17 protein-coding genes are annotated in these 19,057 nt (G+C 39.3%); 6 read left to right on the top strand and 11 right to left on the bottom strand.

Annotated elements, in window-relative coordinates; translation table 11 throughout:
• Window positions 1-47 precede the first annotated feature (47 nt).
• From JL102_RS08335 to JL102_RS08325, 3 genes are all read right to left on the bottom strand, one after another.
• Window positions 48-1,223, bottom strand: coding sequence for an efflux RND transporter periplasmic adaptor subunit (locus JL102_RS08335; protein ID WP_202243929.1), 1,176 nt, complete (start codon window positions 1,221-1,223; stop codon window positions 48-50).
• Between the two features lie 6 nt (window positions 1,224-1,229).
• Window positions 1,230-5,549: a CusA/CzcA family heavy metal efflux RND transporter gene (locus JL102_RS08330; protein ID WP_202243928.1), complete on the bottom strand. Its 4,320-nt coding sequence runs from the start codon at window positions 5,547-5,549 to the stop codon at window positions 1,230-1,232.
• Window positions 5,550-5,684: 135 nt separating this feature from the next.
• Window positions 5,685-6,068, bottom strand: a complete 384-nt coding sequence (locus JL102_RS08325) for a hypothetical protein (protein ID WP_202243927.1) — start codon at window positions 6,066-6,068, stop codon at window positions 5,685-5,687.
• Window positions 6,069-6,290: 222 nt separating this feature from the next.
• Here JL102_RS08325 and JL102_RS08320 point away from each other — a divergent pair, with 222 nt between their 5' ends.
• The 6 genes from JL102_RS08320 to JL102_RS08295 all read left to right on the top strand — a co-directional run bounded on the left by JL102_RS08320 (window position 6,291) and on the right by JL102_RS08295 (window position 10,961).
• Window positions 6,291-6,914 (top strand): hypothetical protein, encoded by a 624-nt coding sequence (locus JL102_RS08320; protein WP_202243926.1) that lies wholly within the window; start codon window positions 6,291-6,293, stop codon window positions 6,912-6,914.
• 484 nt (window positions 6,915-7,398) lie between these two features.
• On the top strand, window positions 7,399-7,803 hold the full coding sequence (locus JL102_RS08315; RefSeq protein WP_202243925.1) for a hypothetical protein: 405 nt from the start codon (window positions 7,399-7,401) through the stop codon (window positions 7,801-7,803).
• Window positions 7,804-8,022: 219 nt separating this feature from the next.
• Entirely contained in the window at window positions 8,023-8,529 is a 507-nt protein-coding gene (locus JL102_RS08310) for a hypothetical protein (protein WP_202243924.1), read from the top strand.
• Window positions 8,530-8,764: 235 nt separating this feature from the next.
• Entirely contained in the window at window positions 8,765-9,601 is an 837-nt protein-coding gene (locus JL102_RS08305) for an SDR family oxidoreductase (protein WP_202243923.1), read from the top strand.
• A gap of 63 nt (window positions 9,602-9,664) precedes the next feature.
• Window positions 9,665-10,024 carry a tautomerase family protein gene (locus JL102_RS08300; protein ID WP_202243922.1) on the top strand — a complete coding sequence of 120 codons (360 nt, stop codon included), beginning with the start codon at window positions 9,665-9,667 and terminating at the stop codon, window positions 10,022-10,024.
• Between the two features lie 19 nt (window positions 10,025-10,043).
• Window positions 10,044-10,961, top strand: a complete 918-nt coding sequence (locus tag JL102_RS08295) for a helix-turn-helix domain-containing protein (RefSeq protein WP_202243921.1) — start codon at window positions 10,044-10,046, stop codon at window positions 10,959-10,961.
• Between the two features lie 235 nt (window positions 10,962-11,196).
• On the opposite strand, the gene JL102_RS08290 is transcribed toward JL102_RS08295, so the two are convergent.
• From JL102_RS08290 to kduI, 8 genes are all read right to left on the bottom strand, one after another.
• Window positions 11,197-11,499 carry a hypothetical protein gene (locus JL102_RS08290; protein WP_202243920.1) on the bottom strand — a complete coding sequence of 101 codons (303 nt, stop codon included), beginning with the start codon at window positions 11,497-11,499 and terminating at the stop codon, window positions 11,197-11,199.
• Window positions 11,500-11,758: 259 nt separating this feature from the next.
• Complete coding sequence (locus JL102_RS08285; RefSeq protein ID WP_202243919.1) at window positions 11,759-12,433, bottom strand: bifunctional 4-hydroxy-2-oxoglutarate aldolase/2-dehydro-3-deoxy-phosphogluconate aldolase; 675 nt, start codon at window positions 12,431-12,433, stop codon at window positions 11,759-11,761.
• 3 nt (window positions 12,434-12,436) lie between these two features.
• The gene (locus tag JL102_RS08280; protein WP_202243918.1) at window positions 12,437-13,444 is read right to left on the bottom strand and encodes a sugar kinase; all 1,008 of its coding nucleotides are present in this window, start codon (window positions 13,442-13,444) and stop codon (window positions 12,437-12,439) included.
• Window positions 13,445-13,447: 3 nt separating this feature from the next.
• Window positions 13,448-14,848 carry a glucuronate isomerase gene (gene uxaC, locus JL102_RS08275; protein ID WP_202243917.1) on the bottom strand — a complete coding sequence of 467 codons (1,401 nt, stop codon included), beginning with the start codon at window positions 14,846-14,848 and terminating at the stop codon, window positions 13,448-13,450.
• 18 nt (window positions 14,849-14,866) lie between these two features.
• Entirely contained in the window at window positions 14,867-16,288 is a 1,422-nt protein-coding gene (locus JL102_RS08270; RefSeq protein WP_202243916.1) for a tagaturonate reductase, read from the bottom strand.
• Window positions 16,289-16,360: 72 nt separating this feature from the next.
• Window positions 16,361-17,386, bottom strand: coding sequence for a LacI family DNA-binding transcriptional regulator (locus JL102_RS08265; RefSeq protein ID WP_202243915.1), 1,026 nt, complete (start codon window positions 17,384-17,386; stop codon window positions 16,361-16,363).
• Window positions 17,387-17,416: 30 nt separating this feature from the next.
• A complete protein-coding gene (locus JL102_RS08260) occupies window positions 17,417-18,202 on the bottom strand; it encodes a gluconate 5-dehydrogenase (protein WP_202243914.1) in 786 nt (261 codons plus the stop codon).
• Window positions 18,203-18,204: 2 nt separating this feature from the next.
• The gene (kduI, locus tag JL102_RS08255; protein ID WP_202243913.1) at window positions 18,205-19,044 is read right to left on the bottom strand and encodes a 5-dehydro-4-deoxy-D-glucuronate isomerase; all 840 of its coding nucleotides are present in this window, start codon (window positions 19,042-19,044) and stop codon (window positions 18,205-18,207) included.
• Window positions 19,045-19,057 lie beyond the last annotated feature (13 nt).

Genomic DNA, 19,057 nt, shown 5'->3' with positions numbered 1-19,057 from the left:
TTTTTTGAACGATGGAGGCGAGAAGATCACCTCCATCGCATAGTTGATTAATGATGATGTCCGCCTTCTCCTTTATTCATTTCTGATTTTAGATAAAAGCTACCTGACTTCACTATTTTAGTAGTGTCGGCTTCATTGCTAAAGGCTTTTATTTCAGTGAAATTATGAGAAGTGGTGCCAGGGGTAAAAGCATTTTTGATAAATGTAGAGGTTCCATTCCCTTTCTCGTTTTCGGTGAAAAAGTAATATTGCCCTTCATTTTGAATTACAGCCTCTTCTGGTAAAACCCTTACCTTGCTGGTGTCTTGTAATATGTTAGCTTCTACATAGAGCCCGGCTATCAAGTCAAATTCTTCATGAAAGTGGCCATGTACTCTAATTGTTTTCGTTTGCGGATTCATGTTTTTACCTACTAGAGACACTTCACCCTCATATTGCTTATTATTTTCAAAGGCTGGTACTTTAAATATAATTTTCTGCCCTTCTTTTACTTTATGAATGTCTTTTTGAAAAAGCTGTAATTCCAGGTGCATATGTTCTCTGTTAATAAGCTCCATGATGGGTTCACCCGCTTTTACATACTGTCCGTTGTGAGCATTTACCGAAGTAACGGTGCCGTCAAAAGGAGCGGTGAGGTAAATCATGTTTTGAATGTTTCCCTGTGCCACTTTTGCAGGACTTATGCCCAGGTACTTTAGTCTTTCTGATAAGGCAGATTTTTGGGCCTTGGCATTGTTAAAATCGGCTTCGGTCTGCTGTAGTTTCTTCTGAGCTCCCACTTCTGCCTTGGCCAGAGTACGTTGTCTCTCCAGTTCTTTTTCTAATACATTGAAATTGTTAATAGCCTGAATGTATTCTTGCTGTAGGGTAATGTAATCAGGGTTTTTTAGAGAAACCAGAGCCTGACCTTTCTTTACTTCTGCCCCTTCTAAAAAGCGGATAGATTCCACAAAGCCATTCATAATAGGGGTGATGCTTGCCAAATTATTAGGCGGAAGTTCTATGGTGCCATTGGTAGTAATGTACTGCCCTAGAGGCTGATAATCAAAGGGGCCAAGGTGAATGCCAGCCTGCTGTATTTGCTCTTTAGAAAGTGCGATTTCTTCTTCACCATGCGCTTCTTCTTCATGGTGGTGCTCTTCTTCTGCAGGCTGCTGGTTACAGCCGTTTATAATTACAGTAAGCGTAAGTAATGATATGATGTATTTATATTTATTGAACATGATGTTTTATTTTGAGCCGTTGAGAAAATTGATTTCAATAATGGATTGATTGTACTTAAGAAGTGCATCAAACCAATTGGTTTTAATAGTGGAGGCTTGCGTTATGCTTTGCAGGTATTCCACATAATCTATATCACCGGAAGTAAATGAAAGCGAAGCTCCTTCAAAGAGCTGCTTACTCAGCGGGAGGCCAGTGTTTTGGTAATATTTCAGTTGTTTTTGCTGTTGCTCATAGTTAACTCCTGCTTGCAGCAGGGCGCTGTTCCAAGCTAGTTTCTGGTTTTGAACCAGCATATTTTGCCGGTCTATTTCAAGTCTGGAAGCTTGCATTTTGGCCTGCTGAGCACCAAAGAACAGAGGTATAGTGAGGCCTACCTGAAAACCATAATAACCATTTTGCCCATTCATATTCTGAAAGGTATACTGCCCTTTTAAGCCCGGCAGCCATTGTGATTGCTGTGCTTTCAGCTGTTTTTCAGCTAATGTTACTTTTTGCTGCTGATAGCTTACAAAAGGATTGTCTGCAAAAGAGTCTGTTACCTTAGTTTCTAATTCCATAAATAAGGTAGAAGGAGATGGCTTTTCTGATAAACGATTATTTAGCAACTGGTTTAAAGCCGTAAATGCGGTGGTTTCATCTGCTAAGGCTGATGATAGGAGCAGGCTGATTTCCTGTCGCTTGCTTTGGGCATTCAATCGTTCCAGGCCTGATGATTCTCCCGTTTCATACCTGATGTTGGCTGCCTTTTCAAAGTTTTGATACAGGCTATCGAGTTGCTGATAAAATTCCACCTTTTGCCAGGCATTTATCCATTGTGCATAGGCCAGATTAACTTCTTTCAATAATATGGCGCGGTCTACTTGGTAGGCTTTTTCCTGAACCACAGTTTGCTGCTTAAGCATTTTAGAGCGTGAGACATAAGCAGTAGGAAAATCTATCTGCTGTGAAAGGCCTATGCTTTCCGTTCCTTCCTGCCCTCCAGTTTCTCTAGATCTTTCTTCTACACCATAAAAAACATTGGTGTTGTCTGGGTTGAAAGCTGTTTTTTGTAGTCGATTGCTTTTTTCAATGGCTATAGCAGATGCCTTTAGAGATGGATTGCTCTCAGTGGCTAAATTCTGGGCTTCTTCTATGCTGAGCGTTTGACTGTATGATGACGTGAAAGCTAAAGCGATAATTACTGCTGTAGCCAGGGCTGGCTTATTTAACTTCACTGGTTTTTCCAGCCAGCTATATAAAACAGGTAAAACTACTAAGGTGAGTAGCGTAGCGCTAAACAAACCACCTATGACAACGGTGGCTAGCGGTCGCTGTACTTCAGCCCCTGCGGAAGAGGAAATAGCCATAGGTAAAAAGCCAAGGATGTCAGTGACGGCAGTAAGAAATATAGGCCTTAAGCGAGAGGTGGTAGCTTGCTTTATCCGTTCTCTGATGTCGGTTACACCTTCTTCTTTCAAGTCATTTAAACTGCTGATGAGTACCAGGCCGTTAAGCACTGCTACCCCAAAAAGAGCAATGAAACCCACGCCTGCTGAAATGCTAAATGGCATGCCACGCAGCCAAAGTGCTATGATGCCACCTACTGCCGAAAAAGGGATAGCTGTGTAGATTAATAAGGTTTGTTTGGCTGATCTCAAATTGATAAATAAGATAACAAAAATGAGTGCCAATGCTATGGGGACTACTATCTGTAGCCTGTCTTGTGCTCTTTCCAGGTTCTCAAACTCTCCACCGAAAGTAATAGAATAGCCTGTAGGGAGTTTAAGCTTGCTGCGGAGCTGGGTCTGCATATCGTTTACCAAAGATTGTGTGTCTCTGTTTCTTACATTAACCCCTATTACAATACGGCGGTGGGTATTGTCTCTTGAAATCTGTGCGGGAGCTTCCTGATAGCTTACTTCAGCCACTTCTCGCAGGGGAATACTCCCGTTATTGGTAGATATATAAAGGTTTTTGACTGATTCAATGTCATTTCTGGAATTTTGCTTTAATCTTACCACCAGGTCAAAGCGCTTTTCTCCTTCAAAGATTTTGCCTGAACCACCACCAGCAAACGCTGTGCTTACTACATGGTTAAGGTCAGCGATATTTAAACCGTATTCAGCTATTCGCTTGCGGTTGTAGTCAATAATGATCTGTGGCAAGCCCGTGACCTGCTCTACTTTTACATCTGATGCACCAGGTATTTGGCGAATAATGGCAGCGGCCTGATTGCCCTTTTGCTGGAGTATGTCAAGGTCATCACCATAGATTTTAACAGCTATATCTTGTTTGATTCCTGTCATAAGCTCATTGAAACGCATTTCTATAGGCTGGCTGAACTCTACAGCCACTCCTGGGAGTATGCTTAGCGCCTTTTCCATTTTTTCCGCCAGTTCTTGTTTGCTTTCGGCAGATACCCATTCGTCAGGCTCTTTTAGGCTTACGATAACATCACCCCCCTCTACCGGCATAGGGTCTGTAGGTACGGCGCCGGCTCCTATTTTTGTAACCACCGTTTCTACTTCAGGGAAGCTATCAAGTAAAATGGCTTCTAGCTTGGAGGTGTTTTTGGTCATTTCCTCTAATGAAGTGCCGGGAGACATTCTTGTTTCCAGTGCAAAATCTCCTTCATCTAACTGAGGAATAAACTCACCTCCCAGCGTAGTAAATAGCACTGCTGCCAGGGCCAGTGCTACTAAGGCTATGGTGATGATAAGGCCTTTTATTTTTAATGACTGGGTAATGATAGGCTGGTATTTTCGCTCCATCCATTCCATAAACTTATCGCCGTACGTTTTTTTATTGATCCTTTTGCTGTAGAGGCTGCTGGCGGTGACCATAGGTACATAAGTAAGGCACAAAATCATAGCCCCGATAATGGCAAAGCCAAAAGTGAGGGCCATAGGTATAAAGGTTTTTCCTTCTATTCCCGTAAGGGTAAGGATAGGGATGAACACAATAAGGATTATGATTTGTCCGAAAATAGCCGAATTCATCATGCGAGAGGAGGCATTAATGGCTATAGTATCAAGTTTGTTTTGCTTTTCTCTTTTGGTGAGTTGTTGTAATTCAGCTGAATTTTTGATGAGTAGTACTACCATAAACTCCACTATGATTACGGCGCCATCTACTATAATTCCGAAATCTAATGCTCCCAGGCTCATAAGGTTGGCTGATACACCAAAAGTGTTCATCATACCCAGCGCAAATAACATAGATAGCGGTATTACAGAGGCTACTATGAGCCCTGAGCGCATGGTACCAAGCAAGAAAACTAAAGCTAATATAACGATAAGCCCGCCTATGATTAGATTTTCTGTAATGGTGCCCGTAGTTTTTTCTACCAGCTTCGTTCTATCGAGAAATGGTTTTATGCTTACTCCTTCAGGTAGTGTGCTTTGTATTTCAGCTACTCTTTCTTTTACCCGATCTATTACTGCGGCAGAGTTAGCACCTTTGAGCATCATTACAATGCCTATTACGGTTTCTCCTTCTCCATCTTTGGTGGCGGCACCATATCTGGGAGCATGACCTTCTCCCACGGTGGCTATATCTCCAATGGTAATAGGAGACACGCTTCTTTTTTCCACTACTATGCTTCTTATATCATCATAGGTTTGGGCCAGCCCTCTGCCTCTTATGTAGTAGAGGTTAGGGCCTTTCTCTATGTAGCTTCCTCCGCTGTTTTGGTTGTTATTTGCCAGTGCATCATACACTTGAGAGAGGGTGAGCCCATAGGAGTTGAGTTTGGCAGGGTCAATGGCTACTTCATATTGCTTGATGAAGCCGCCCCAGCTGCTGATTTCTACTACTCCCTCAATCATGCTCAATTGCCTTTTTATGATCCAGTCCTGAATAGTGCGGAGATCGGCAGGGGAGTATTCTTTCTTATGTTCATCATCTACTTCCAGTGAATATTGATAGATTTCACCCAAACCAGTGGTAATGGGCCCCATTTGTGGAGTACCCAGATCTTCGCCTATATTTTCTTTGGCTTCGTTGATTTTTTCAGCTACCAGCTGCCGGGGTAGGTAGGTGCCCATATCTTCTTCAAATACTACGGTAACTACCGATAGGCCAAAGCGAGAAATAGATCGGATCTCCGTAACACCTGGAATGTTGGCCATAGCTAGCTCCACGGGGTAAGTGAGAAATTGTTCTACTTCCTGGGCCGCCAGACTCTGTGAAGTAGTAATAATCTGTACCTGGTTGTTAGTGATATCAGGCACGGCATCTATGGGTATTTTCTTCAGGGAATATAAGCCCCACCCCACAATAGATAAGGTGAGGAGTACTATGAAAATTTTATTTTTAATAGAAAATTGAATGATACTGTTGATCATGTTATTAAGATTAAAATCAAAGTAATGGCATCAGTACAATAGCATGGCTACCCACACGCAGAGGGGTTAAACATGTTTTTTGTACTAATTAAATAAAATAAGTCCTTAGAAATAAAGGATGAAGAAAAGGTGATTTTAAGCTTTTGGAGGCTGGAAAATATTATTGAGGTCCGAGGTAGAAGCTGAAAACTGATAAATAGGCGTGCAGAGCTTACTTTCTGCTTTGCAGTTTATGGCTATGATAGGCCTATCTGTGATGGTGAAATTACAGCAGTGCGAGTGATTCATATGGCCATGAAAAGGCAAGCTGTCGCTTTCAGAATGATGCTCATTGTCAGAAGTTTTAAAACTTAGATAATCTTCTGCAAAATATTCTAAAAATGATTCCTGTGAATCTTTCTGATGCTGTTGGTAGTGCGCAATGAGATTGGGTAGCTCCCTAAGCTCACACAAATCATTGTGCGGGGTGAGCGAAACTACCATGAAATGAATGGCCCATATGATGTTTAACAGCTTCATACCCTGCAAAACTAATGATTTAATACGTGCAACAGTTATTCATAAAACGATTAAGTGTGTATTTCAGGGTTCGTAATTGGTTATCAGTAAAAGATGTTTACAGCTTCCTGAAATCTGTGGTGGAGGGTTATGAAATTAATCGGAAATCTGTTAGATTAACTTTTGTCAAGAATATGGGATGTTTTGGGCGCTTGTGCGGATGTTGTACCTTATTAAGACTTAATGAATTTTTTTAAGAGCTTATTAAAAAGTAAAGAAAATCCAAAGACCGGAGCTTTGTTCGGATCCACCGAGTATGAATTGAAAAATATGCTGTGTGGAATCGGTGATTCAGAAATTTTTGAATCCACCATTAAAATATCGAACTATCCATTTGAACCATCATCAGTTTATCCCGAGAAAGAGATTAGTGCTAATGAAATTAATTCGATCTGTACGGATTCATATCCTCCACTAATCAAAGTTAAGGATGAGGTTATATTCATTTCGCGTGAATACTTTGAGGACTTAAAGAATTTTAGAGAAAGAAACAAAATTCCTCCTTTTGAAGCTACAAGAAACTGGGATTGGCTACTTGAGCCTTATCTGGATACTGAATACACTGAACAAACTGATAAAAGACTTAATGATTTATTAAGTAAGAATGGAATTTTAAAAGATGAAATTGATTCTATAAGAAATGAGGTTAGAGACCAAATGTACAAATACAATTTTGACACCATGCTTTGGGACTGGGGAGGTTTAGGTTTAGCAGATGTTCTGGCGGCAATGAGGGTTAAGTATAATAAAGCACAATTTGCTGAATTCTATAAAAGAGCTATGGAAATTGAAGTAAGAACTAAATAAGGGACATACAAGATTCTCTATAATATCACAGCCGGATAAAAGTAGAAAGTGTATTAGTATTTTGTAGGCGGCCAGTATGACCGTATCCAAAAGATTGACCATACAAGAGGCTCTCTTAGATCATTAATATACTCTTAGGTGTCTTTCAGTAAGAGTAGAAGAATAACGGTAAAAGGACTTATTAGCTCCAGGCTCTACAGTACCTAAAGAGCGGAGCAGGTAGATATGTGAGGTTGTGAGGATTGTGCAGTTTCACTAGATTAGTAGTCTTTAATTAAGATATGGAAACTCTTCATGTGTTCTAGGCAGCATTAAATAAATAATTCTTTTGATATCCACATTCAAAACAAATTTAATCGTAATATCAAAGGAAGGGTCTAAATTAGGATGCTACTTTGCCATCATTATTTTTATTCCAGGTATTTTAGGTGTAATAACTCAAAATGGAATTTTGATTTTATCAGGGTTTTTGGCATTAATTTTAATGTTACTGGTTCAAATTATCACCAGAAACAAGAATAGTTCTATCAAGAATGTTAGAGATGACGAGTTTGTAGAATTCGATAAAGCTTCCTTGATTGTTTCTCGACCCGGCAACATCAGCAAATATTATTGGCAAGATATGCAAGACGTAATAATCAGAATTTATGATTTTAACGGGGAGGTATCTGTTGGGGGAGATAATATAACTAGTACTAGTTATGGCACCTTAAATTATGTTTCGTTCCAATTAAAATCTGAGCCACACAGATATCATTTCTATTTGAGTAAATCTACGGATAAGGAATCAGTTATAGACTTAGTGAAGGAGGAAATAGAGCCGATTTTAAGATCTTCAGGCATTTTAAAAGCTATTTATATTAGAGAAACCGATAAACTACGCAATTGATGGTGGACTCTGAGAATTTTATTAAGCTCGACAGCAATTATAATTGCTGTCGTAGGGCATTTCCAACGCCCTTAGCGAACAATTGTAAATAGATTACTTGCTCTGGTTATGAGGCATTGCAAGTAGCTAAAAGATGGTGGTCGTAATACAATTGCGATAAAGTTGTATTAATATGATTTTATTTTGTGTATATCTAATGATTGTTTGTATTGAATTCTGGTGGAAGATATATATAACTTTTCTTTTGAGCATTTTCTTTTATTTGGGGCTTTTATAATGCTAATCGCTGAATTTTTTAACATTTACAAATGGATTTACGCCCCAACTGAAGGATTTATTTTCAAGATAAAATCGAATAATTGGATGTTGGTAGTTTTTTCAGTAGGGATATATGTTCTTCCAGTTTTGTATTACCCAATTAAAATATGGAACATTCTTTTTATTTCCTTTATGGCTATATTCGGCTTACTCCTAGCATGGCAAAAAAAAGTAGAGACTTATAAAGTCGAACCCGATGGAATTAGGAACTTATATAGCAACAAACTTCTAAGTAAGGAGGTTATCACTGCAATTAGAATTGAATCTAACGAACTCGCTATAGATACCACAAAATATCTAAATGACTTAGTAATCAAAAAGAAATCCCTTATATCACCAACTTGGGATGAGTTAATTAAGGAACTTCAGGCACTTTATTCTCCAATCGACAATAAGCGATTTAGCTAAGTATCTAACAGGATTGAGGATACATGATCATTAATATATTTAATCGCTCCTCTGTAAGACTAATTATAGTGGAAGTATATTGTTGGAAACTTATGAAGAGCTATTAAATAAATCAAAAATTCTTTAATTCTATATCGTTGTTTCGGCTACAACAACCATTGATTTGACTACTTGAGCTCTTAACATTCCGACCATCTTTGCAGTGTAAATTTTTAATAATACAAAATCAATAAAGATGGACACAAAAAATATATGGTTTGTAACAGGAGCATCCAAAGGAATGGGACTCTCCTTAGTAAAAAAACTTTTAAGTGAAGGTTATAAAGTAGCCGCAACTACCAGAAGTATTGAAAATTTAGAAAATGAAGTTGGAGATACAGATAATTTCCTGCCGCTGGAAGTTAGTTTAACAGACGAAAAAAGTGTTAAAAATGCAATCAGCAAGACTATAGAAGCTTTTGGGCGTATCGATGTTGTGGTTAACAATGCGGGGTATGGGCAATTAGGCACAATCGAAGAATTGACTGATAAAGAAGCCAGAAGAAATTTCGATATCAACGTATTTGGAGCGCTGAATGTAATGCGTAGCTCATTGCAGCATTTGCGCCAGCAAAAGTCAGGTTATGTAATCAATATATCGTCTATTGTTGGGTTTTTAGGTACATTTCCAGGTTGGGGTATTTATAATGCTACAAAATTTGCCATCGCAGGTTTAACTGAAGCATTTTCAGCAGAAGCTGCATCCTTAGGGATTAAAGCAACGATTGTTTATCCAGGCTATTTTAGAACTAACTTTTTGGAAGGCAGTTCTCTGTGTCTTGCAGATAATCCAATTGCTGAATATAAAGAAGCCCGGGAACTTGAAGCTGCGCACATCAACCAAATTAAAGGAACACAACCTGGAGATCCAGATAAAGCAGCTAAGGCAATCATACAATTGGCAGCAACAAATAATCCACCTCTCCATTTTTTTATGGGTAGCGACTCATTTGAACTAGCAGAAGGAAAGGTTGCCACTTTAAAAACTGCGCTGAGCGAAAATGAAACATTAAGTAAATCAACTGATTTTTAAACAATGCCTCTTATTTATATAAATTGTCCTAGTCAGATATTCAGTAGTTCAATAAAAAATGTAATGGTAGAAGAATTAACTACCATTGCATTAAAAATTGAAGGACTACCTGACACTGATTTTGTAAGAAGTACTGCCTGGACTTACATTCACGAATATGAAGCCGAAAATGTCTTTAAAGGCGGACGTCCTCAAAATGCTAATGGGATTACTGTTGAAATCAGTGTTTTTAAAGGCGGGTTGGATTTTGATCGCAAGGGAAAATTGATTGAGTCGTTTACTCACGTTATTCAAAAAAACACACAAAATAGAATGCCCATATACATTTTAATTAAAGAATTTGAAACAGAAGATTGGGGTGTATTGGGTAAAAGAATAACTTTAGATGAACTTTTTAATCCTACTCATACAAAGCCCATTTAATGAAATTAAATCAGCGGCAATGAAAAATCAAAAGATTTATACGTTCGATACGATTAGTCAGTTTCATCAGATGAGTGGTTTGCCAAAACCGGAACATCCTTTGGTTAGTTTAGTAGATTATGGTTTGGTAGAATATCAGACCGATGAAAAGGAAATTAGTTGGGTTCAGAATTTCTATACCATAGGATTAAAGCGTAACATACAAGGTAAATTTCGTTACGGTCAGCAACAATACGATTTTGATGAAGGATTATTATCTTTTGTGGCATCTGGTCAGTTAGTTCACCTAACTGTTGAAAAGCCAAACGTTCAACCAACAGGTTTTCTTTTGCTTATTCACCCTGATTTTATTTGGAAAACATCTTTATCTAAAAACATTAAACAGTATGATTTTTTTGGTTATGCTGTTAACGAAGCCCTTTTTCTTTCAGAGAAGGAAGAAACTGTTATTACAGAAATCTTCTTGAACATACAAAGGGAGTATCATTCTAACATTGACACATTCAGTCAAAACATCATCAGTGCTCAAATAGAACTTTTGCTTAATTATTGTGAGCGTTTTTATCAACGACAATTTATTACTAGAAAGAAAAGCAGCCATCATATTTTGGAAAAATTAGAAGACCTATTGGACGAGTATTTCAGTAACGACAATCTAATCGAAAAAGGATTACCTGCCGCTCAACATATTGCCAGTTCATTAAATGTGTCGCCCAACTATTTGGGAAGTTTGCTCAAAACATTGACAGGCCAAACTACCCAACAGCACATTCACAATAAACTTATTGAAAAAGCAAAAGAAAAATTATCAACAACCAACTTGTCCGTTAGTGAAATTGCTTATGAATTAGGCTTTGAGCACCCACAGTCATTTAGTAAACTTTTTAAAACCAAAACAGAAGTTACACCCCTGGATTTCAGACGGTCTTTTAATTGACATATAGAAAAAGGCCAGTGCCAGAACCTATATAAAATTAATTGCTACAAGGAACTTATATAAGAACCTAGCGGATATTCTATTTTTAATTGCTAATAATAAGGCTTTTGGCTTATATCAAACAAGTCCCAAAGCTAATTTCGGGCTGCATACATATTTATGCTTCAAAAAAAAGCCATTTCAAAAATTAGAAATGGCTTATAAACTATATACTATGAAATAAACTCTCTATTGATTAATTATCAGTAGCTTCTTTGCTCCAGATTTTATGATTTTTAGCCTTAGGGCCTTTTAACCTATTTCTACTACTACTGGTTATATAAGTACTTTCCTGCTCTTCCTTTTTCCAAACATCTGCATTTTTAGCTTCTGGCCCCTGTGGCTTCTCTTGCTTTATGGTAACTACTGCATTAGTACGCCTCCAGGGCTTTGCGTTTTTTGCTTTTGGCCCTTTCAGTTGCTTTTTATTTTGCGCATGCACACTGCTAAAAATAGCCGAAATACATACGGTAGTAATGATGAATAAAAACCTGAGCATGTTGAAAAGTATCTCTATTGAGGGTGCGAAGCTAGGATACTTTGTTTAAACGAGCTTGCTGTACCTAATGCTTTTGTGTGAAGTGTAAATTCAAAGGTTTTCGGTAGCGTATGGAAGTGATAAATGGTGAATATGGTCTTTTAAGAGGTGATAAGTTCTGGCTGAGATAGATAAATGGTTTTAAATAAGATGATGTTTCAGGTGTCAAGCTGAGGATCTTGAAGCTATCAAAGGCCTCAGCTTGACTTCTGATGTAAGGTTACCCCTCTTGAAGTTGCTTAATAATAGCCATAGCTTTTATTACTTCTTTAGTTAGGGTTTTATAATCATTATTTTTTATAATGTATTTGGTGATGAGCTGTGAGCCCATGCCTACACAGTGAACTCCAGCTTTGAACCACGCACTAAGGTTTTCTTCCGTAGGCTCTACACCTCCTGTGGGCATAATGCTGCTCCAGGGGCAGGGGCCTTTTACGGCCTTCACAAAATCAGGTCCTCCTACTTGTGTGGCAGGGAAAATCTTAACTACTTCTGCTCCGAGTTCTTCAGCTTTAGATATTTCGGTTAAAGAACCACAGCCAGGAGACCAAAGTATTTTTCTACGATTACAGACCTTGGCAGTCTCTTCATTGATTATTGGGGCTACAATAAAGTCAGCACCTGATTGAATGTATAGAGCTGCCGTGGGGCCATCTACGACAGAACCTACGCCAAACATCATTTCTGGTGTTTCTTTGGCTACAAACTTGGCCAGAGTGGAGAATGTTTCATGAGCAAAGTCACCCCTATTGGTAAACTCAAATACTCTTACGCCTCCTTCATAACAGGCTTTTATTACCTGCTTGCAGGTCTCAAGGTCGGCATGGTAAAATACAGGCACCATGCCAGTTTCTTTCATTTTTAATGCTACTTCTATTCTGCTAAATCGTGCCATGGTTTATCTGATTATTTTGCCGGAAGTGTTTCCGCTCATAAGGTTTTCTACTTCATCCACTGTGGCCAGATTGGCATCGCACTCTATAGTATGCTTAAGTATAGAGGCAGCTACACCAAAATCAATGGATTTTTGATCATTTTTATACACTAGCTGGCCATAAATAACTCCCGCAATGAAAGCATCGCCACCGCCAATTCTATCTACTATGGGGTTTACTTCAAATACCTCTGTTTTCATCATTTCAGATCCATTATATAAATGACCTGTGAGGGTATTATGAGAGGCACTGATAGATCCTCTTTTGGTAGTTACTATCTTTTTTACTTTTGGGAATCGGGTTATTATCTGTTGGAATACCTCCATTTCTTTGTTAGGAGAATTTTGAACTTTAATACCCAATATGTCTTCCGCATCATGGGTGCTGGCTACTAGCATATCGCACCCAGCAATAAGGTCGGGCATTATCTCAGAGGCCTTTTTTCCATATTGCCATAGGTTTTTTCGGTAGTTAATATCTCCAGAAACCGTAATTCCTTTTTTATTAGCTACTTCAATAGCTTTTTTACAACAATCCGCAGCTCCTCGTGATATAGCTGGCGTTATGCCCGTCCAATGAAACCAGTCAGCACCCTCTAATATTTCATCCCAATTGAGCATATCAGGTGTAATATCAGAAAAGGAAGAGCCAGCACGGTCATAAATAATTTTGCTAGGCCTTACACTGCTACCTGTTTCAAGAAAATATAGGCCCATACGGTGGCCTCCAAATACAATGGCATCAGTGTCTACGCCATAGCCTCTCAGCTGATGGGTAGCAGCCTTGCCCAGTTCATTATCCGGGAAGCGCGTTACATGCGCTGATCGAATGCCCAGCTGAGCCAAAGATACAGCTACATTGGCCTCACCACCTCCGTAGGTGGCATTAAACTGGGTTGATTGTACAAAACGAGAGTGATTGGGTGTAGAAAGGCGAAGCATTACTTCGCCAAACGTGACTACTTTGCTCATATTTTAAAATTCAAAATAGTTTTTAGCATTGTTATAACAGATGTTCTCTACCATTTCACCCAGCCATGCCATTTCACTTGCAGGAAGTTCACCATTCTCCACATCGTTACCAATGAGATTACATAATATTCTTCTGAAATATTCGTGTCTTGGATAAGAAAGGAAGCTTCTGGAATCAGTAAGCATACCTACAAATCGGCTGAGTAGTCCCATGTTAGACAGTGCATTCATTTGCCTGATCATGCCGTCTTTTTGATCTAAAAACCACCAGGCAGAGCCGTACTGTATTTTTCCTGCGATGGAGCCATCGTTAAAGTTGCCAATCATAGTCGCATATAGCTCATTTTGGCTTGGATTAAGGTTATAAAGGATGGTTTTAGTCAGTTGGTTGGTATTATCCAGCTTATCCATAAAGAGGGAAAGCGATTGTGCGATGTCAAAATCTCCTATTGAATCAAAGCCGGTATCAGGCCCCAGCTCGCGCATCATGCGGGTGTTGTTATTTCTTAATGCTCCTAAGTGAAACTGTTGTGTCCACCCTTTGGCATGATCCATTATGGCCATATCATATAATATAGCAGATCTGAATTTACTTACTTCTTCAGGGGTTAAAGCCTGCTTGTTCTGCGCTTTTGTAAATATTTTGCTTATCTCTTCGGGAGAAAAATCATCAGCATATACCGTTTCCAAACCGTGGTCAGAAAGCCTACAACCCATGCTATGAAAATAGTCATGACGCTTTTGTAGCGCATCTACTAGGGTTAAATAGTTATGTATAGCTATGCCTGATACTTCACTCAGTTTGTCTAGATAGGGCAAAAACACAGAGGGGTTTTCTATGGCCAGAACCTTATCAGCTCTAAAAGTAGGTAATATCTTAATGTCATAACCTTCTTCTTTAAGCTTTTGATGATGTTCAAGGCTATCTATGGGGTCGTCAGTAGTGCACACTACTTTTACGTTCATCTTTTTGAGGATGCCTCTTACGCTAAACTCAGGCGTTTGTAGCATTTCAGTGCAGGCATCATAGATTTCACGAGCAGTTTGTGGTTTAAGAATTTTATCGATGCCAAATGGTTTTTTTAGCTCCATGTGAGTCCAGTGATATAGAGGATTTCTCATGGTATAGGGCACTGTAGCCGCCCATTTCTCAAATTTTTCATAGTCACTGGCATCTCCGGTACAGAATTTTTCATCTATTCCGTTGGTGCGCATGGCACGCCACTTATAGTGATCGCCATTGAGCCATATTTGAGTAAGGTTTTCGAAATTTTTGTCACCGGCAATCTCATTAGGAGGGAGGTGGCAGTGATAGTCGATAATAGGCATTTTAGCAGCATGATCATGGTATAACTGCTGTGCTGTTTTGGTTTCGAGAAGGAAGTTCTCTGTTAAAAAGGACATGGTGCTATAGATGTTTTTTTAATACGATTTTTCTTTTTCTGATAATAAAATGCTGCTGATTTCTTTTTGAACAGCGGCACTTAAGCCTGCTACTTTAGTAAGGTCCTGATCCCAGAAGGCAGTGTTAGATAATACTTTTGAAGCTATTTCTTCTTGCTGGCCACTCCATACCTCTTTGAAGAAGGCTATCACCTCATTGCCATCATTCAGGGCAATAGTCTCTTCGTTCCATTCGCCTTGGTAAAACACGATTAGAGCGGCTAGCGCATGTACTAGATTTTGAGGCAGGCTGCCTTTTCTCTGTTGGTATTCTAACAAAGATGGTAATACTCTTACTTTATATTTAGAGACAGAATTTAGTGCAATAGAAATAAGTTCATGTCTGATAAATGGGTTTTTGAACCTTTCCAGTACTGCATGAGCAAATTTTTCTAGTTCTTCTGCAGGTAGATCTAGTGTAGGCACTATCTCTTCGAATATAGTTTTTTTGATAAAAGAACCCGTATAATCATTTTCTACAGCTTCTCTTACTGTTCGTATTCCATGGAGGTAAGCTACCGGTACCAGTGAGGTGTGGGCTCCGTTCAGTATCCTTACTTTTCGCGTTCTGTAAGGAGTTATATCTTTCACAAAGAGCACATCCAGATCTGTTTTATAGGTAGGAAAAGCTTCTTTAACTCCATCAGGAGCTTCTATTACCCACAGTAAAAAAGGTTCTGCTTTTACTACCAGATTATCTTCAAAATCCAGCTCAGTTTGTATTTCTTTTATGTTTTCACGAGGGAAACCAGGTACTATTCTGTCTACCAATGTATTGCAGAAGCGGTTGTGGTTTTCTATCCAAAGGGCAAAATCATCAGGCAAGTGCCAATGTTGGATATACTGCATTATAGTTTTCTTGAGCGTAGTGCCATTGTGCTCTATCAGCTCACAAGGAATAAGAGTAAGGCCTTTGTCTGCAGCTCCTTTAAAGAATTTGTATCTATGATAAAGCAGTGCGGTGAGTTTACCCGGAAATGTGTCTGGTAGAGTTATAGATGATTCGTCTACTTCAGAAAACTTAATGCCAGCCTCCGTGGTATTAGAGATCATAAACTCTAATTCAGGATTTTCGCCTAACGCCAGATATGCTTTATAGTCATCATAAGGGTTGGAAGCAGAGTATATGCTGGTAATCAGCCTTTTATCATCTATTGTATTGCCGTTTTTAATGCCTTGTAAGAGCACATGATATAGGCAATCTTGCTCATTGAGCATATTTACCATACCTTGTGCTATGGGCTGTACAATATGGACACTACCGTTGAAATCGGCTTTTTCGTTCAATATGTCTATTACCCAATCTACAAAAGCGCGTAAGAAGTTGCCTTCTCCGAACTGTAGTACTTTAACAGGAGGTAGTGTAGATACACCAGCAGTTTGTTTATTGAGAGGTTTCATGGTTATATTTTTATAGGAGTTGGCGCAATCGATTGTCTTTAAAAACGTGTGTATATAAATGGTTCATAGGCCTTATTTTTTTAAAGATGATTGTCTAATGATTAATTCCGGTTTAAGTACCGTTTTTTGAGGCAGTTCTTTTTTATTACCTGCTTTTATCTGTTTAAAGAACAGCTCTGCACATACTTTTCCCATAGTTATGCTGAGCTGATCTACGGTAGTTAGTGTAGGGTCAGTAAATGAGGTAAAGGGCTCATTACTAAATCCTGCTAAGGCTACTTGCTCAGGTATTTTTATGTGTTTTTCTTTTAAAACCTGCATGGCACCCATGGCTCCATAGTCACTAGCTGAGAAAACGGCATCTGGCCACTCATCTAATTTAAGCAACTTTTCCATACTTTCACGCCCATCTTCCAGCTGCATATTACTTTCTACTATGAGCTCGTCAATAATTTCAAGGTTATTGTCTCTAAGAGCGTCCAGGTAGCCGCGGAGTCTGTCTTTATAAATATTGATTTTAATGGGGTTAGTGAAATGAGCGATACGCTTGCAGCCCTGTTCTATGAGGTGTTCTGTTACCTTATAAGCTCCAAGGTAGTCATCTATCATTACCTGGCCGGTTTCTATTTCATCAGTAGTACGGTCAAAAAGTACTACGGGAGTGCCTCTGTCTTGCGCTTTTTTAAAATGTTCAAAATCGAGTGTGTTTTTACTGATAGAGGCGATGATACCATCTACACGGGCACTGAGGAGAGCATCTATAGTTTGTACCTCCTTGTCATAATTTTCGTATGACTGGCAAATGATTACTTTGTAATTCAACTTATTGGCTATTTCTTCTATTCCCCTCACTACAGATGAGAAAAAAGCTCTGTTAGCCGTGGGTACCACTACTCCGATAATATGGCTCTTCCCATTACGCAAGGCTGCAGCTATGTTATTCGGCTGGTAGTTAAGATCTTTAGCGACCTTAAGCACAGCTTTTCTGGTAGCTTTGCTTATACGAGGGTTGTTATTCAGTGCCCTGGAAACCGTAGAAGCGGTAATGTTGAGCTTTAAAGCTATATCGTGAATAGTGGTTTTTGATTTTCCAGCCATTTTGTGGTTATACCCGTGGGTTTTAATTTATTAGGACTCGTTCATGGGTTTTCCAATGGTGGCTAATATACCACCATCTACATAAATGATCTGTCCATTTACAAAATCACTTGCTTTACTAGCTAGAAAAATTGTAGTGCCTCCCAGATCTTCCGGATCACCCCACCTGCCAGCAGGTGTTCTGTTTACTATAAAATCGTTAAAAGGATGACCATCAACACGGATAGGAGCGGTTTGATCGGTGGCAAAATAGCCAGGGCCAATGCCATTAACCTGAATATTGTATTTAGCCCATTCTGTAGCCAGGTTGCGGGTAAGCATTTTAAGACCTCCCTTGGCAGCAGCATAAGCTGATACAGTATTTCTACCCAGCTCGCTCATCATAGAGCAAATATTAATGATTTTCCCTTTTTTTCTTTCGACCATGTACTTGGCTACTTGCTTAGCCATAATAAACGGACCTGTAATATCTACATCAAGCACTTTGCGGAAATCTTCCACTTCCATATCCAGTGCAGGTACCCTCTGTATCATCCCGGCATTGTTCACCAAAATGTCTATGGGGCCTATGTCAGTTTCTATTTTCTTTATATTTTCAATCACCTCTTGTTCGTTGGTGACATCAAAAAGAAATTCATGTACCTTATACCCTTCAGACTCATAGCTTTCTATGGCAGTTTTCATTTTTGAAGGTGTATGGCCATTGATCACCAGGGTAGCACCAGCATCTCCCAGGGCTTTGGCCATAGCCATGCCCAGCCCATGCGTACCTCCTGTGATCAGTGCAATTTTATCGGTTAGGTCAAATAGTTTCATGCTTATTTCAGGTCAGTAGGTGCTACTTTATCCATATCGCCATAGTCTAGATTCTCTCCTGCCATACCCCAAATAAAGGTGTAGTTAGAGGTGCCTGCTCCGCTGTGTATAGACCATGGTGGCGAAATTACTGCCTGATGGTTTTTCATCCAAATATGACGGGTTTCGTTAGCAGGCCCCATGAAATGACAAACGGCTGAATCTTCAGGCAGCTCGAAGTAAAAGTAAGCTTCCATGCGCCTATCGTGTGTGTGTGCAGGCATAGTGTTCCATACGCTACCAGCCTTTAACTCAGTTACGCCCATTTGCAATTGGCAGGTTTTTACTACAGAGTTCACTAATACCTTCCTAATTACTCTATGGTTAGACTCTTCCAGACTGCCTAGCTCTACGGTTTCAGCTTCATCTAAAGAAACCTTTCTGGTAGGGTAGCTGGCATGCGCTGGAGCAGAGTTAAAGTATAACCTGGCTTCTCCTGTTGTAGCTGGGTGAAAGGTCACATCTTTAGCTCCCATACCTATGTACAAGGCTTCTTTGGTGCCTACCTCATAATCGGTACCGTCTACAGTTACCTTGGTGGGGCTAGCTACGTTAATAATGCCTATTTCTCGTCTATCAAGAAAGTTTTCAGCTTTTAAGGTGTCGAAAGCTTCTAATTTTAGTGCTTTGCTTTTAGGGTGTATGCCTCCCACAATGAGTCGGTCATATAGTGTATATACCGCATTAATGGTGTCAGGCTCAAAAAGGGTTTCAATTAAGTAGGAGCTACGCAGTTTTTCCGTATCATAATTTTTACTGTCTTCATGATGGATGGCGTGCCTTACTGAATATTTTATGCTCATAGTTTAACTTGAT

Source organism: Fulvivirga sediminis (assembly GCF_016757215.1).
In the GTDB taxonomy this organism is placed as follows: Bacteria; Bacteroidota; Bacteroidia; order Cytophagales; family Cyclobacteriaceae; genus Fulvivirga; species Fulvivirga sediminis.
The sequence above is the reverse complement of the archived record's forward strand: the minus strand, read 5'-3'. Positions and strand labels throughout refer to the sequence as shown.

Coding starts and splice junctions, on each gene's coding strand:
- JL102_RS08260 (WP_202243914.1), bottom strand. CDS start 18,202: ATGAAACTATTTGACCTAACCGATAAAATTGCACTGATCACAGGAGGT.
- JL102_RS08315 (WP_202243925.1), top strand. CDS start 7,399: ATGTTACTGGTTCAAATTATCACCAGAAACAAGAATAGTTCTATCAAG.
- JL102_RS08290 (WP_202243920.1), bottom strand. CDS start 11,499: ATGCTCAGGTTTTTATTCATCATTACTACCGTATGTATTTCGGCTATT.
- JL102_RS08270 (WP_202243916.1), bottom strand. CDS start 16,288: ATGAAACCTCTCAATAAACAAACTGCTGGTGTATCTACACTACCTCCT.
- JL102_RS08335 (WP_202243929.1), bottom strand. CDS start 1,223: ATGTTCAATAAATATAAATACATCATATCATTACTTACGCTTACTGTA.
- JL102_RS08330 (WP_202243928.1), bottom strand. CDS start 5,549: ATGATCAACAGTATCATTCAATTTTCTATTAAAAATAAAATTTTCATA.
- JL102_RS08320 (WP_202243926.1), top strand. CDS start 6,291: ATGAATTTTTTTAAGAGCTTATTAAAAAGTAAAGAAAATCCAAAGACC.
- JL102_RS08285 (WP_202243919.1), bottom strand. CDS start 12,433: ATGGCACGATTTAGCAGAATAGAAGTAGCATTAAAAATGAAAGAAACT.
- kduI (WP_202243913.1), bottom strand. CDS start 19,044: ATGAGCATAAAATATTCAGTAAGGCACGCCATCCATCATGAAGACAGT.
- JL102_RS08280 (WP_202243918.1), bottom strand. CDS start 13,444: ATGAGCAAAGTAGTCACGTTTGGCGAAGTAATGCTTCGCCTTTCTACA.
- JL102_RS08300 (WP_202243922.1), top strand. CDS start 9,665: ATGGTAGAAGAATTAACTACCATTGCATTAAAAATTGAAGGACTACCT.
- JL102_RS08265 (WP_202243915.1), bottom strand. CDS start 17,386: ATGGCTGGAAAATCAAAAACCACTATTCACGATATAGCTTTAAAGCTC.
- JL102_RS08305 (WP_202243923.1), top strand. CDS start 8,765: ATGGACACAAAAAATATATGGTTTGTAACAGGAGCATCCAAAGGAATG.
- uxaC (WP_202243917.1), bottom strand. CDS start 14,848: ATGTCCTTTTTAACAGAGAACTTCCTTCTCGAAACCAAAACAGCACAG.
- JL102_RS08295 (WP_202243921.1), top strand. CDS start 10,044: ATGAAAAATCAAAAGATTTATACGTTCGATACGATTAGTCAGTTTCAT.
- JL102_RS08325 (WP_202243927.1), bottom strand. CDS start 6,068: ATGAAGCTGTTAAACATCATATGGGCCATTCATTTCATGGTAGTTTCG.